The sequence below is a fragment of the Spirillospora sp. NBC_01491 genome (assembly GCF_036227065.1).
Classification (GTDB): Bacteria; Actinomycetota; Actinomycetes; order Streptosporangiales; family Streptosporangiaceae; genus Spirillospora; species Spirillospora xylanilytica.
The window spans coordinates 8,041,494-8,055,418 of sequence record NZ_CP109432.1; the positions used below are offsets into that span (position 1 = coordinate 8,041,494).

At 71.8% G+C, this 13,925-nt stretch carries 11 protein-coding genes; 6 read left to right on the plus strand and 5 right to left on the minus strand.

All coding sequences use genetic code 11. The annotated features are described in order from the left end of the window. Positions 1 to 132 precede the first annotated feature (132 nt). Positions 133 to 1,650: a flavin-containing monooxygenase gene (locus tag OHA34_RS37345; protein WP_329520229.1), complete on the plus strand. Its 1,518-nt coding sequence runs from the start codon at positions 133 to 135 to the stop codon at positions 1,648 to 1,650. Positions 1,651 to 1,836: 186 nt separating this feature from the next. Here OHA34_RS37345 and OHA34_RS37350 read toward each other — a convergent pair whose 3' ends face one another. Both OHA34_RS37350 and OHA34_RS37355 read right to left on the minus strand, forming a co-directional pair. Beyond that, positions 1,837 to 2,382: an RICIN domain-containing protein gene (locus OHA34_RS37350; protein WP_329520230.1), complete on the minus strand. Its 546-nt coding sequence runs from the start codon at positions 2,380 to 2,382 to the stop codon at positions 1,837 to 1,839. Positions 2,383 to 2,512: 130 nt separating this feature from the next. Continuing rightward, on the minus strand, positions 2,513 to 2,965 hold the full coding sequence (locus OHA34_RS37355; protein ID WP_285936565.1) for a MarR family winged helix-turn-helix transcriptional regulator: 453 nt from the start codon (positions 2,963 to 2,965) through the stop codon (positions 2,513 to 2,515). A gap of 188 nt (positions 2,966 to 3,153) precedes the next feature. Here OHA34_RS37355 and OHA34_RS37360 point away from each other — a divergent pair, with 188 nt between their 5' ends. After that, complete coding sequence (locus tag OHA34_RS37360) at positions 3,154 to 4,617, plus strand: MFS transporter (protein ID WP_285936564.1); 1,464 nt, start codon at positions 3,154 to 3,156, stop codon at positions 4,615 to 4,617. A gap of 103 nt (positions 4,618 to 4,720) precedes the next feature. On the opposite strand, the gene OHA34_RS37365 is transcribed toward OHA34_RS37360, so the two are convergent. Then, positions 4,721 to 5,188, minus strand: coding sequence for a hypothetical protein (locus OHA34_RS37365; RefSeq protein ID WP_285936563.1), 468 nt, complete (start codon positions 5,186 to 5,188; stop codon positions 4,721 to 4,723). A gap of 371 nt (positions 5,189 to 5,559) precedes the next feature. Here OHA34_RS37365 and uppS point away from each other — a divergent pair, with 371 nt between their 5' ends. Then, positions 5,560 to 6,258 carry a polyprenyl diphosphate synthase gene (gene uppS, locus OHA34_RS37370; RefSeq protein WP_329522487.1) on the plus strand — a complete coding sequence of 233 codons (699 nt, stop codon included), beginning with the start codon at positions 5,560 to 5,562 and terminating at the stop codon, positions 6,256 to 6,258. Positions 6,259 to 6,260: 2 nt separating this feature from the next. Further along, positions 6,261 to 7,757 (plus strand): oxygenase MpaB family protein, encoded by a 1,497-nt coding sequence (locus tag OHA34_RS37375; protein WP_285936561.1) that lies wholly within the window; start codon positions 6,261 to 6,263, stop codon positions 7,755 to 7,757. A gap of 76 nt (positions 7,758 to 7,833) precedes the next feature. On the opposite strand, the gene OHA34_RS37380 is transcribed toward OHA34_RS37375, so the two are convergent. Then, a complete protein-coding gene (locus OHA34_RS37380) occupies positions 7,834 to 11,112 on the minus strand; it encodes a S8 family serine peptidase (protein ID WP_329520231.1) in 3,279 nt (1,092 codons plus the stop codon). Between the two features lie 176 nt (positions 11,113 to 11,288). Here OHA34_RS37380 and OHA34_RS37385 point away from each other — a divergent pair, with 176 nt between their 5' ends. Together OHA34_RS37385 and OHA34_RS37390 are read left to right on the plus strand one after the other, a co-directional pair. Further along, on the plus strand, positions 11,289 to 12,092 hold the full coding sequence (locus tag OHA34_RS37385; RefSeq protein WP_329520232.1) for an SAM-dependent methyltransferase: 804 nt from the start codon (positions 11,289 to 11,291) through the stop codon (positions 12,090 to 12,092). A gap of 57 nt (positions 12,093 to 12,149) precedes the next feature. Next, positions 12,150 to 13,712 carry a class I adenylate-forming enzyme family protein gene (locus tag OHA34_RS37390; protein ID WP_329520233.1) on the plus strand — a complete coding sequence of 521 codons (1,563 nt, stop codon included), beginning with the start codon at positions 12,150 to 12,152 and terminating at the stop codon, positions 13,710 to 13,712. A 43-nt stretch (positions 13,713 to 13,755) separates the two neighbouring features. Here the strand turns inward: OHA34_RS37390 and OHA34_RS37395 are convergent, their stop codons facing one another. Further along, a complete protein-coding gene (locus OHA34_RS37395; RefSeq protein WP_329520234.1) occupies positions 13,756 to 13,923 on the minus strand; it encodes a hypothetical protein in 168 nt (55 codons plus the stop codon). Positions 13,924 to 13,925 lie beyond the last annotated feature (2 nt).

Below are 13,925 nucleotides of genomic sequence, written 5' to 3' on the forward strand. Positions count from 1 at the left end.
CGGCGCGCCGCCGGCCGCCGCCCGCGACCCCGGAACCGAGGCGGATCCGGCCCGGCCGGCGTCACGTCTTGACGGCGTCCGGTGCGCACCGCAAATATTGGACGTTGTGTCCAACAGGTCGGGAGGCCGCTCATGACCGGAACGCCGGACGCCGAAGTCGCGATCATCGGTGCGGGGCTGAGCGGGATCGGGATGGGCATCGCGCTGCGGCGGGCCGGCATCGACGACTACGTCGTTCTGGAACGGGCCGGGGACATCGGCGGGACGTGGCGCGACAACACCTATCCCGGGATCGGCGTGGACGTGCCCGCGCAGGCGTACCAGTTCAGTTTCGAGCTCAACCCGCGCTGGAGCCGGGTGTTCGCGCCGGGCGCCGAGGTCAAGCGGTACGTGGACCGCCTCGCCGACCGCCACGGCGTCCGCCCGCACGTGCGGCTGAACAGCGAGGTCGCCGCACGGATCTGGGACGAGGACGGGCACCTGTGGCGGCTCCGGCTCGCCGGCGGCGGCGAGGTGACCGCCCGGTTCGTGGTCAGCGCGATCGGGGCGTTCGTGGACCCGAAACCGGTCGACATCGACGGCGTGGACGGCTTCAAGGGGACGCTGCTGCGCTCCTCCCGCTGGGACGCGGACTACGACCTGACCGGCAAGCGGGTCGCGGTCGTCGGCACCGGCGCGAGCGCGGTCCAGCTCATCCCCGAGATCGCGTCGCGGGTCGGACGGCTCGACGTCTACCAGCGCACGCCGATCTGGGTCGGGCCCAAGCCCGACGCGGCGGTCCCGCGCCCGCTGCGGCGGCTGTTCCAGCGCGCCCCGCGCGTCCAGGACGCGGTCCGGCGGGTGGCCGCCCGCGGTGTGGAGCTGGTGCTCATCGACCTGGTAGTCGGGCACCAGCGCAGGCCGTTCGTCGCGCACGGCGCCGCGCGGCTGGCCCGGTCGGTCTGGTACCGGACCCAGGTCAAGGACCCCGACACCCGGCGCAGGCTCACCCCCGGATACGGCCTCGGCTGCAAGCGCCCGTCGGTGTCCAACACCTACCTCCGGACGTTCAACCGGCCGAACGTCTCGCTCATCACCGACCCGATCGACCGCATCACCCCCGGCGGCGTCCGCACCGGGGACGGGCGCGAGCGCGAGGTCGACGCGATCGTGCTGGCGACCGGGTTCCGCCTGGCCAGCGACCCGGAGAACTTCCGCCGCACCCCGGTGCGCGGCCGGGACGGGTTCGACCTCGCCACGTTCTACGCGGGCAACCGGCTCGTCTCGTACGAGGGCGTCAGCATCCCCGGCCTGCCGAACCACTTCATGATGTTCGGCCCGTACGGCTGGGTCGGCGGCACATGGCACCAGCTCGTCGAGACCACCTCCGAGCACATCGTCCGCGTCCTCGCCGAGGCCCGCCGCAGGGGTGCGACCGCGGTGGAGGTGAGGCCGGAGCCCACCGAGCGCTGGACCGAGCGGATGCGGCAACGGCTGTCCCGATCGCTCTGGTCCACCGGCGACTGCGCCACCGCCAACAGCTACTACTACGACCACCATGGCGACACGCCCTACCTGCGTCCCACCAGTGCCGCGCAGGCCGTCCGCGCCAGCCGCACCTTCCCGCTGGACGACTACAGCTACTCCGCACCCGCTGAGAGGACGCCATGACTCCCACCGGCGAGCAGGTGTCCGCCTGGCGCGGGTGTGCTCCGGCGCCCGGCGGGCGATCCTGCCCGCCGGGCGCCGGCCCATCTACGCCGCCCAGTGCCCGGACCCGGCGCTCGCGGCGTCGACCTCACCCAGGTGGCCGGCACTGGGGCAGGGCGGTTGCAGGCACGAGGCCGCGCCGGCTCCTCAGGCTGCGGGCCTGAAGGTCCAGACCTGGCTCGGGTCGGAGGAGGGAGGCGTCTGGATCACCGGGGCGCCGGGGGCGCGGCTGGCTCCGGCGACGGAGAGGTTCAGCTTGCTGGCCAGGTTCCGAAGCCGGCCACCGGGGCCCTCGGGAAGCAGGGTCCACACCTGCGAGGCGTAGTTGCCGCAGGTCTGCTGGATCGCGGGCGCTCCGGCGGGAGGAGCGGGGACGGCGAGGCACTTCTTGCTGACCACGTTGGTGATGGTGTAGTTGCCGGCCGGCGCCACGGGAGTGAGCGTCCACCTCGGGTCAGGGGCGGGGGCGGAGCAGGGCGTCTGGGCGGTCTTGGCCCCTTCGGCCAGCCGGTCGGGGACCGACAGGCACAGGCCGCTGTTGTAGTTGCCGAGCAGGTAGATGCCCTTGGGAGGGAGAGGGGCGGCCGCGGGGGCAGCGGCGGTCAAGGGGAGTTCCCGGGCGTGGGCACCGGCGCCCGGCAGGGCCGCCTGGGCGGCGAGCAGGGCGCTGATGACGACGGTCGAACGTGCCATGTGAACTCGCACTGGACTTCTCCGTTCGCGGGGAAGGTGAACACCTTCAATGCGAATAGTAATGACACGGTGACACTGTGTCTGCTTTCGGCAGGTGAGCCGCATGGAGGTGTACCGGGACGATCCGCGCTCAGGCCGAGGGGCGGGGCCAGGGACGTCCGGCGAGGCGTTCGATGTCGGTGTTGAAGCGCCTCAGATAGGACGCGAACGCGGCGATGTCGTCGTCCGACCAGTCGGCCATGACCTTGCCCAGGCCGCTGATGACGCTCTCGCGTTCATCGTCGAGCATGCGCGCGCCCTTGTCGGTGATGCGGAACTTGCGGGCGATGCCCCCGCCGGGGTCGGGGATGCGGTCCACGAGGCCGCCGCGCATCGCCGCGGCGGTCTGCCGGTTGAGGGTGGACGCGTCGAGGCCGAAGGCGTCGCTCAGTTCCCCGATCGACATCGGACCTTGGACGCGGATGCGGCTGAGCAGCACGTAGGCGCTGCGCTCCAGCATGTGATGCCGGTGGTGCAGGAGTTCGTGCCGGCTGAGCAGCATCTGCTCGTACTCGACCTCGTGTAGGGGCTCGAACCCGACCATGTGACTTCCGCCTCCCGCCTCGCCGCCCTCGCGCCGGTGCCCGACGTCCTGGGCCCGGCCCGTCCTCCCAGGATGATATGCGCCGGCCACAGTATGTGTACGCTGCATCTCGCATGTACCATGCACATGGTCGATTCCGACGCATGCCCTGAGCCGCCCTTCACCGAGACAGATAGCCGAGGAGTCCTATGGACGCCCCACAGACCACGGCCCGAGCCGGCGGCGTGGTCACCACGCTGGCCCTGGCCGGCATCACGGCAGCGATCATGCAGACGCTGGTCACCCCGCTCCTCGCGGAGCTGCCGAGGATCCTGCACACCACGCCGTCCAACGCCACCTGGGTGATCACCGTCACCCTGCTGGTGGCGGCCGTCTGCGTGCCGGTCTTCGGCCGCCTGGGCGACCTGGTGGGCAAGCGCCCGATGCTCCTGGCGTGCTCGGTGCCGCTGGTGGTGGGCTCGGTGGTGTGCGCCCTGTCGTCCTCGGTCGTCCCCATGATCATCGGACGCGGCATGCAGGGCATGGGCATGGGCATGGTGCCGCTCGGCATCGCGCTGCTGCGCGACGTGGTCCCGCAGGAGAAGCTCAGCTCGTCCATCGCGCTGGTCAGCGCCTCCATGGGCATCGGGGGCGGCCTGGGCCTGCCGATCGCCGCGGCGATCGCCGAGTACGCGAGCTGGCGCGTGCTGTTCTGGGGATCGGCCGTGCTCGCCGCGGCGGTCGCGACCCTCATCTGGTTCATGATCCCGAGCGTGCCGCCGAGCGCCAAGGGCCAGCGTTTCGACGCGCCCGGCGCGATCGGCCTCGGCGTCGGCCTGGTCTGCCTGCTGCTGGCGGTCTCCAAGGGCGCCGACTGGGGATGGTCCTCGGCGACCACGCTCGGCCTGTTCGCCGCCGCCGTCGTGGTGCTGCTGGCCTGGGGCGGGTGGGAGGTGCGCAGCCGCGAACCGATCGTCGACCTGCGCACCACGGCCCGCCCCCGGGTGCTGCTCACCAACCTCGCGTCGATCTTCGTCGGCTTCGGCATGTACGCCTCGATGCTGATCGTGCCGCAGCTGCTGATGTTCCCCAAGGCCACCGGCTACGGCCTGGGCCAGTCGATGTTCGCGGCGGGCCTGTGGATGGCGCCCGGCGGCGTCATGATGATGCTCGTCTCCCCGCTCGGCGGGAAGCTGACCAACGTCCGCGGCCCGAAGTTCACCCTGATCAGCGGTGTCCTGGTGCTGGCCGCCGGCTACGGCGCGGCGCTGGCGCTGATGGGCTCCGCGTGGGGCCTGATGCTCTCCATCATGATCATCAACAGCGGGGTGGGCCTCGCCTACGGCGCGATGCCCGCCCTGATCATGAGCTCCGTCCCGCTGTCGGAGACCGCCGCCGCCAACGGCTTCAACGCCCTCATGCGGTCGCTGGGCACCTCGGTCGGCGCCGCCGTCATCGGCGTGGTCCTGTCCCAGATGACCATCACGATGGGCGGCCACGCCCTCACCTCCGAGGACGGCTTCCGCGCCGGCCTGATGATCGGCTGCGGCATCGCCCTCGTCTCCGCCCTGATCGCCGCCGTCATCCCGGCCGCCCGCAAGGTCGCCGGCGCCCGGCAGGCCGCCGGGGCGGCCACCGCGCCCGTGCCCGAGCAGGCCAGGATCGACAACTGACGGCTCCGGCCCGGCTCCGCCATGACCGAGGGACCGCCCACGGCGACGACCGGACCCCCTCGGTCATGGCGACCGCGGCCCATCGACTCCTGCGCGAGCCCGGTCAGGGGATCTGGAGGGCGGCGAGCATCTGGGACAGCCGCTCGGGGCCATCGAACTCCGCGTCATGGAAGTCGTGGTCCACCTGGTGCACCCAGGGGTCGTCAGGGTGCGCATCGTCAAGATCGATGACCCAGTGGTACTGCGTCGACTCGTTGAACGCGATGATGAAGCAGGCGCGGTCCGGCGCCACGGGATCCCCGTCCACGAGCTGGGGGAACGTGACTTCGTACGCGTCGCCGTCCTCATAGGTCACAAAGCGCGCACCGCGGCGCGGCGGCCGGACCCGCCCCTCCGGCCATACGACCGACAGGAGCGCCTGGATCGGCGATGGGACGGGCCGATCTCCCAGCGGTGTGGGCACCCGCCGGTCATCCGGCTCGAAATCCTCATCGATCATCCCTCCCAGCCGCGCGACCTCCCGGAGCACATCCGCGTGCGGGATCCTGGCGGCCGAGCCGTCCGTCGTCATCGGTGGTTCCTTCCCGGTGCGGAATCCGGCGGGTGCGGATCGTAGGCGAATCGTAAGGGCCTCTGGGGCACACAACAACGTCGCCGCCTGATACTCCACGCACGGGCCGTACCTCCGCGCGGATGGCACGGACTTGACCGTCCAGGCTCCGATTTGACCACCAGGATCTCACTTTTCGGATCTATTTTACTTCATAGAGTAACGATCTTGATGTGAGGGCATTGTCCGTACCGGAGTCCCGGCCCCCGGCGCGCGAGCTCCTCGGCGCCGGGGGCCGGGGAGCGTCGTGTATCGGGGGTTCTGCGGGCCAGGACGGGCGGTCCGCAGCCAGTGGTGGAGGTCGTGCGACTGTGTCGAGTGTGCCGTGTCATGTGGCGTGCGTGATGGACGGGAACGGCCGGTGGGCGGCACAACGGTCGTTGCCTCGGTCGGCCGGGCACCAGGCGGCGGAAGCCGCCGTGATCGACGTGATCGAGGCGGCCCATGCGGCCGGGGTCCAATGGCTGAGCCTGTACGCCTTCTCCACGGAGAACTGGCGCCGTCCCTGCGACGAGGTCGACCACCTCATGTGGCTGGTGCGGCGGACGCTGCGCAAGCACGCCCTGGCGCTGCACGCGCGGGGGATCCGCTGCCGGTTCCTGGGCGTCGGCGACCCCAGGATCCCGCCGACGCTGACGCGCGACATCACCGATCTGATGGAACTGACCCGCGACAACAAGCGGATGACGCTCACGGTGGCGTTCGACCACGGGGGACGCCGCGACATCGTCGAGGCCGCCCGGTCCCTCATCCGCGACCGGGTCCCGGCCGAGGACGTCACCGAGGCCAACTTTGCCGGCCACCTGCCGCACCCCGACACCCCGGATGTGGACCTGGTCATCCGCACCTCGGGAGAGCAGCGCATCTCCAACTTCATGCTCTGGCAGGTGGCCTACGCCGAATGGGTCTTCCCGGAGGTGCTGTGGCCCGACTTCCGGGCGGCGCACTTCTGGGAGTGCCTGACCGCCTACCGGCAGCGCAGGCGCCGCTTCGGCGACGTCACGGTGCCGGCCACCACGGACGAGGGATAGCGATGAGCGACACGACAGCCACCGCCGGCTCACATGCCACCGCCGCCTCCGGCGAACCGGCCACCCCTGACAGCGCCCTTCTCGGGCCGCACTCACTGCTGCACGGGTACTGCAACGATGCCCGCTGGGGCCTGGCGGTGGTCCGGGCGACGGTACTGGAGGCGGCGCACCCGCAGATCGGTGCCGCACTGCTCGACAACTCCACCTTCGTGGCGCATCCGTGGCGGCGGCTGCGCAACACCCTGACCAGCACGCAGCGGATCCTGGACGCCGATACCGGAGTCCGCGACCGGGAGGTCTCCAGGCTCAACCGCATGCACGCGCGCATCTCCGGCGACGACGCCCAGGGCCGCCCGTACAACGCGATGGACCCCGAGGCGCGCGCATGGGTGGTGGCCACGCTGTTCGAATCGACGCTCACGATGTCCCGGCTGAGCGGCGAGTCCCTGGACGGACCCACGATGGAACAGCTGTACGCCGAGTTCCGGGCGTTCCTGGCGCTGCTGGAGGGCGACGCCGACCACCTGCCGCTCACGCTGCGCCAGTTCTGGCCCTACTTCGACGACATGCTCGCCCGGGGGCTGGAGAACACCGAGGCGATCCGCGTCATCCTCTTCCGGCTGTTCGCCCAGGTGCCCCCGCCGCCGCTGCTGCGCGGCCGACCCGCGGTCTGGGCGGTGGGACGCACCGTGGCCGGACCGGTGGCCGCCGCGGTCATCATGGCGTCCCTGCCGGAGTCCTTCCGCCGGCAGGCGGGGCTGGGCGACCTGCCCGGCGCGCAGGCGCTGAGCCGCGGCGTCCATCTCGGCTCCGGCGTGGCGACGCGCCTGCTCCCGCAGTCCTGGACCCGGACGGACACGCTGATGGGCATCCTGGACCCCGCCCCGGGGCAGGGGTCCGGCGCCGCCGCCGGCGCGCTGGCGGCGCTGAACCGCCGCAGGTCCCAGGCCGCGGCCCTGTTCCGCCTGCTCACCCCCGACCCTGAGGACGCCGGCTCCGGCGGCCCGGCGGCCCGGTCGGCCGATCGCTTCTTCGCCGAGGTGCTGGACCAGACGGGGGACGGCCACCTGGACTGGCCCGACCTGGCCGCCATGGCCCGGGAGATCGCCACCCGGCTCGACCTGGGCGAACGCGACGAGACGCGGCTCTACGACGCCTACGCCGACTGGTGGCGCGAACTGCTGGGGGCGCTGGACGCCGACGGCGACGGCCGCATCACCCGCCAGGAGTACGCCGCGACCGCCGCGTCCCTGGCCGGACCCGCGCTGATCAAGGTCGCCGAGGTGCTGTTCGACGTCGCCGACTCCGACGGCGACCAGTCCATCGACGCCGCCGAGTACCGGACGCTGTTCCGCAGGGCCTTCGAGCGCGACCTGGCCGGCGCCGACCCGGACGCCGGCGGCCGCTACTCGCGCGGCGAGTTCGTCCGCGAGTTCCTGGCCTTCATGTCAGGGCAGCGGCCCTCCAACGCCTACGACGCCCTGCTCGCCCAGTCCTGACCGGCCCGCCCGCCCATCGGCGCGCGGCCGCCGTCCGGCGTCCCCTCCGGCGACCGGAGGGGACGCCGGGCGTCCGTCAGCGGCCCACCGCGTAGGCGTCGAGGACGGTCTGGGTGACCGTGGAGCCGGACGGGCCCGTCGCGGCGGCCCGCAGGGAGACCGTCCCCGGCTGCGTCCCGGTGATCGTCAGAGTCCGGCGGTCGCCGGAGCGCTTCACCGGGACCTTCCGCCAGGTGCGGCCGCGGTCGAAGGACGCCTCCGCGGTCACGTCCCCGGTGGGGGAGCCGTCATTGCTGTCGGTCCACAGCGAGACGACGGTCGGCTCGCCCGCGGCCGCCCGATTGAGGTCGTCGAGTCCCTGCGGCGCGAAGCGGACGGCGCGCAGCGGCAACGATGTGCTCTGCGCCGCGTGACCGGACCGGAACTTCCAAGTGGCCGTCACCCTGGTGGACAGTTTGGCGTTCGGGACGTCCCGCTGGGCGTCGGCGGTCAGCTCGTACTCCGCCTCGCCAGGGGGAACGGCGGCGGTCAGGTCGTACGACTCGAACGGGGCGGTCTTGATGACCTTCCCGCCCGATTTCAGCTCGAGGCCGCCCTTGGCGGCGGCCTCGTCTCCGAAGCCGCCGTGACCCGACTCGCTGAAGAAGCCGGCCGGCGCGTAGTGCACGACGTCCCCGGTCCGTTCGGCGTTGGGGGTCTGTCCGTCCCCGCCGAAGACCGGATCGTGCAACGCCGGCCCGATGACCGCCGATCCGAACGTGACACGGTGAGAGGGACCGGCGAGGGTCATGGGGGCGTAACCGGTGAACGTCCCGGCGTGTTCGTCATCCGAGCCCAGCCCCTCCAGGATCGACCACCATCGGAAGTCGGGATTGCGCGTGAGGTGAAGCGTGATCGTGCCGGGGGCGTGCACGCGGCTCCCCACCATCCAGGGGGAGGCGAGCTCGGGGAACGCCGCGCCGATGGCGAGGCTCGCGGCCGACTCGGCGGCGAGCCCGCGCACGGTGGCCCGGACCGTCGTCATGTCGGCCGCACGCGCGCTGTACGAGGGGTCGGCCGGGAACTCACCGCGCCGGTAGTCGTAGACGGCGTACTGGTAGGGGCTGGGCGTCTCGTCCGTCGAGCCCTTTCTCTCCCAGACCGTGTGGCTGAAATAGGCGAGGCCGCTCTGCTTGACGGGCAGCAGGTAGCGGTGCGAGAGGGGGCAGTTGCTCTCCGGGTTGTACTCGTACTTGACGGCGCCGCCGGCATACCCGAAGCCGAGATCGTAGACCTCGTCCATCTCCGCAGAGGGATCGTCGAGCGTCACACTGACCGGCTTCACGGCGGCGCGCGAGTCGAGCACCACCGACCGATCCCGGGTCAACGCGATGGGCTGGTGCGCGAGCGTGCTGTCGCGGCACCCATCGGGTTTGACCGCCGTCGCGATACTGCCGAAGACGTTGTAGCGGCCCTCGGGGAAGCGGTACTTGGTCGTTCCGTCGGAGATGACGAACTCGTTGTACGGGGAGTCCTGGTCCTGCACGGTGAGAAGCTCACCGGTGTCCTGACCGTCGTGGTCGATCGCCTTGAAGGTGACGTCGTGGGCCTTCGGCTCGAGGTAGGCGCCGACCACCGTGCGGACGGCAGTCGTGCCGGAGGTGGCGACGACCGTGCCGCTGTGAGCGCCCTGGGGCGCGTCCGGTCCGCCGATGGCGAGCCGCACGTCGGCCCGGCCCTTGGCGGGCACGGTCACGGTCGGGCGGTCCAGGCGGAACACCTTGCCGGGCGCGTCCACCTGGAGCGTCAGCTCCGCCGGCCGGTCACCGGAGTTCTCGTAGGTGATCGTGCGGTACGTGGTCTCGGCGTGCGGGTAGCGCTGGACCTCCGACAGCGTGCCCTCGGTGCTCACCACGGACTGGCCGACGGCGCGGGCGACGTCGACGCGTCCGGCGCCTTGCCGGAAGGCGGACGCCCCCTTGGTGGGTCCGGCCGTGTTCATGAGCGCCGCCTTCAGCCGCGCCGCCGGCCAGTCCGGATGCTGCGCGGCGACGATCGCGGCCGCGCCCGCGACGTGGGGTGCGGCCATGGACGTGCCCGAGGCCCGCACGTAGTTGTCGTCGTAGGGCTCGTCGAGAACGGTGTCCTTCGCCCGCGCCGCGACGATCCCCACTCCGGGCGCGGTGATGTCGGGCTTGACCGCGTAGTCGCCCAGCCGCGGCCCGCGGCTGGAGAACTCCGCCAGGGAGTCGTCCCTGTCCACCGCGCCCACGGTGAGCGCGGCGTCCGCGGTGCCCGGGGAGCCCAGGGTGCGCTCGCCCGGACCGTCGTTGCCCGCGCTGACGACGAAGAGCGCGCCGGTACGGGCCGTGAGCGTGTCGACCGCCTGCTCCAGCGGATCGCCGCCCTGCGAGTCGGGGCCGCCCAGGCTCATGTTGACGACCCTGGCCTTGACCTCGGTGGCCGCCCACTCCATCCCGGCGAGGATCCACGAGTCGTACCCGGATCCGGAGTCGTCGATGACCTTGCCCGCCGCGACCTTCGCGCCGGGCGCCACTCCGCGGAAGCGGCCCGCCGGCGCCGTCCCCGATCCCGCCACGATCGATGCCACGTGGGTGCCGTGGCCGAACCTGTCCTGGACGTCGCCCGCGCCCTGGCCGGTGAATCCCCGCGACTGGACGACGACGCCCTTGAGATCGGGGTGGCCCGTGTCGTATCCGGAGTCCAGGACGGCGACGGTAGTGCCCTTGCCGTCCCATCCCTTCGCCCACGCGGCGGGGGCGCCGATCTGCTTCACGCTCTGGTCGAGCCGTGCCCGGCGCTTGCCGTCGAGCCACACGCGGGTGACCGCTCCGCCGGCGCGCAGGCCCGCCGCCGTGAGCGAGGTCCAGGCCGTTCCGGCGTTCTTCTTGTCGACCCGCAGGGCCTCCATGCCGAGCGCCGGCAGGCCGGTGACCTTCGTGGCCCCCGCGATCGCCGTGCGCTTCCCGCCCCGCTCGACGATCACCGGGATGTCCCCGCGGCGGGCGTCGCCGTACCCCTCGCGGGTCAGCAGCCCGAGATCGAAGAGCCGCCGGTCGAGCCGGCCCCGCCCGACCAGCGGCGCCGCGTCGGACGGGATGACGTAGCGGTGCCCGCCGACCAGCATCTTCTGGAATGTCGTCCGCTCACGCCCCTTACCGGGGCGGATCCCCAGCACGGAGGGCGCCGGACCGCCCCCTCGCACCCGCACGACGTCCCCGGTCACGAGCGTCACCTCGTCGACGCCGGCGGTCCCGGTTCGCGTGCCCTGCTGCTGCGCCTCGGCTGGGGGCAGGACGTGAACTCCCGCACCGGCCAGGACGGCGACGGCCGTGACCGTCACCCTTCGCTTCACTTTCATCTCACTCCGTGGGGGAGTAATGAAGATCCGTCGCTACCTCTTGTCCAAAGCCCCCACTGCGGTTGCATTTTCCGCGCCGGAAGGCGGCTCATGCCGGAATGAAAAAGGATCGCTGGACGGCATAGCCTGTAGGCGTAGGGGTAATGCGGGCGCGGCGGTGAGGAGAAACGGTGTCAGGCGAGCGGCCTCGACTGGGGGAATTCGATCCGGGTGTCCCGAATATTGCCCGGATGTACGATTACTATCTCGGCGGTAAGGACCACTACGAGGCCGACCGTGCACGCGCCGAAGAGGCGATCGTGGCCGACGGCACCCTGGTGACGCTGATCAAAGAGAACCGGGCCTTCCTCGGACGTGCGGTGCGGTACCTGGCCGAGCAGGGCATCGACCAGTTCCTGGACATCGGCACCGGCCTGCCCACCCAGCAGAACGTGCACCAGATCGCGCAGTCGGTGAACCCCGACGCCCGGGTGGTCTACGTCGACTACGACGGGCAGGTGGTCGCGCACGGACGGGCGCTGCTCGCCGACTCGGCGGGCACCAGGATGGTCCAGGCCGACCTGCGTCGTCCCCGGGAGATCCTCGACCATCCCGAGGTCCGCCGATCGCTGGACTTCAGCAGGCCGGTGGCGCTGCTGCTGGTGGCGACCCTGCACTTCGTCCCCGATGCGGACGATCCGACGGCGATCATGGCCGAGCTGCGCGACGCGCTGGCGCCGGGCAGCCACCTGACGCTGACCCATGCCTCGGCCGACGGCGTTCCCGACGTGGTCGCCAAGGTCGTGGAGGTCTACAAGCAGACGTCCGCGCCCGGCACGGCACGCACCCGCGAGCAGGTGACCGGCCTGTTCGGCGACTTCGAGCTGCTCGATCCCGGTCTGGTGTGGGCCCCGCTGTGGCGCCCCGAGCGTCCGGTCAGCATGCAAGAGGCCCTGCCGATCTGGTTCTACGCGGGCGTCGGCCGCAAGTCCTGAGGCATCGGCGGACGGCTCCCGATCAATGGTCGTGAGGCAATCGGCGTGGGAGGCGACATGCGGGCGAGGACGATCGGGGCCGCGCTCGAGGACGCGGCGGCGCGGGATAAGGCGTTCCTGCACGACGGCGACGACACCATCACGTTCGCCGAGTTCGACGAGCTGACCGACCGGGTCGCGGCCGGGCTGCTGGGCCGCGGGATCGGGCGCGGCGACCGGATCGGGCTGCTGGCGCTCAACACGCCGCAGTGGCTGGCCGCGTTCTTCGGCGCGGCGCGGATCGGCGCCGTGGTCGTCCCGCTCAACGCGCGCTACCGGGAGCGGGAGCTGTCCCACATGCTCGGCCAGAGCGGTGCCCGGATGGTCATCAGCGTCGGTGCCGTCCCCGGCTTCGACTTCGCGGCGTTCTTCGAGGGGTTCCGGTCTCAGGCACCCGACGTGGGCGACTACGTGTTCTTCGGCACGGGCTTCCCGGGCAGCACGCCGTTCGGCGAGCTGACCGCGGCTCCGGCGGACCCCGCGGCGCTGGCGGCGGCGCGCGGGGAGGTGGCGCCGGACGATCCGCTGATGATCCTCTACACCTCGGGGACGACGGGACGCCCCAGAGGCGCGGTGATCACCCATCGGAGCATCCTGGCGTCGGCGACGGCGCAGGCGGAGCACTTCGCGATGCGCGACGACGACGTGCAGCTCGGGCACCTCCCGTTCAACCACGTTGGCGGCATCACCTGCACCATCATGGCCGCGCTGGTCAGCGGCGGATCAGTGGCGCTGCTGCCCGCGTTCGGCCCGCAGGCGGCACTGCGCGCGATCGAGCGCCATCGGGTGACCTTCCTGAGCGCCGTGCCGACGATGTACGTGCTGATGCTCGGCCGCGACGACTTCCCGGGCTACGACCTCTCGTCCGTGCGGCTCTGCCTGGCGGGCGGGTCCAACGTGGAGCCGGCGCTGGCCGAGGCGATCCGGCGCGCGTTCCCCGGGGCCCCGCTGTACGGGCTGTACGGGCTGTCGGAGTCCTCGGGGGCGTGCGTGCTGTCGCGGCCGGACGACGACCCGGAGACGATCTCCCGCACCCTGGGCGTGGTCATCGGCGGCTTCGAGGCCCGGGTGGCCGGACCGGACGGGACCGTCCTGCCGCCGGGGGAGGTCGGCGAACTCCAGGTCCGCGGCGACTGCGCGGCCTCCGGCTACTGGGACATGCCGGCCGAGACCGCCGAGGTCTTCCTGCCGGACGGTTGGCTGGCCACCGGGGACATGGTCGCCATGGAGCCGGACGGGCATCTGGTGCTACGCGGCCGGAAGAAGGAGATGTACATCCAGGGAGGCTTCAACGTCTACCCGGTGGAGACCGAGAACGTGCTGACCGCGCATCCGAAGGTCGCGATGGCCGCCGGAATCGGCGTGCCGGACGGGGTGCTCGGCGAGGTCGGCCGGTTCTACGTGGTGCCGCACCCGGGCGCCGAGCCGCCCACCGCGGAGGAGCTCATCGACCACTGCCGGGACCGGCTGGCCGACTACAAGGTCCCCCGGCAGCTCGTCATCACCGCCGAGGTCCCGCTGACGCCGGTCGGCAAGATCCACAAGGCCCTGCTGAAGGAACGCCACCTGCCGGGCCTCTGACAAGGGGGTCAGGGCCGGATGCCCGATACCTCGAACGAGGTCCCTACGTCGGGCGGCAGCTGAGGCCGCGTCGTCCGATGGCCTCGTAGACGTGCGGGACGTCCGCGCGGTAGCGGATGAAGTCGCCGGCGGCGAGTTCGACCGGTTCGGCCTTCGCGCCCAGCCGGACGGTGCCCTCGTGGAGAAGGAAGGCCTCGACCACTCCCATCATCG

What these genes read in the sequence shown, in the direction of transcription:
- OHA34_RS37345 (WP_329520229.1), top strand. Translation starts at nt 133, where the DNA reads ATGACCGGAACGCCGGACGCCGAAGTCGCGATCATCGGTGCGGGGCTG.
- OHA34_RS37350 (WP_329520230.1), bottom strand. Translation starts at nt 2,382, where the DNA reads ATGGCACGTTCGACCGTCGTCATCAGCGCCCTGCTCGCCGCCCAGGCG.
- OHA34_RS37355 (WP_285936565.1), bottom strand. Translation starts at nt 2,965, where the DNA reads ATGGTCGGGTTCGAGCCCCTACACGAGGTCGAGTACGAGCAGATGCTG.
- OHA34_RS37360 (WP_285936564.1), top strand. Translation starts at nt 3,154, where the DNA reads ATGGACGCCCCACAGACCACGGCCCGAGCCGGCGGCGTGGTCACCACG.
- OHA34_RS37365 (WP_285936563.1), bottom strand. Translation starts at nt 5,188, where the DNA reads ATGACGACGGACGGCTCGGCCGCCAGGATCCCGCACGCGGATGTGCTC.
- OHA34_RS37375 (WP_285936561.1), top strand. Translation starts at nt 6,261, where the DNA reads ATGAGCGACACGACAGCCACCGCCGGCTCACATGCCACCGCCGCCTCC.
- OHA34_RS37390 (WP_329520233.1), top strand. Translation starts at nt 12,150, where the DNA reads ATGCGGGCGAGGACGATCGGGGCCGCGCTCGAGGACGCGGCGGCGCGG.
- OHA34_RS37395 (WP_329520234.1), bottom strand. Translation starts at nt 13,923, where the DNA reads ATGATGGGAGTGGTCGAGGCCTTCCTTCTCCACGAGGGCACCGTCCGG.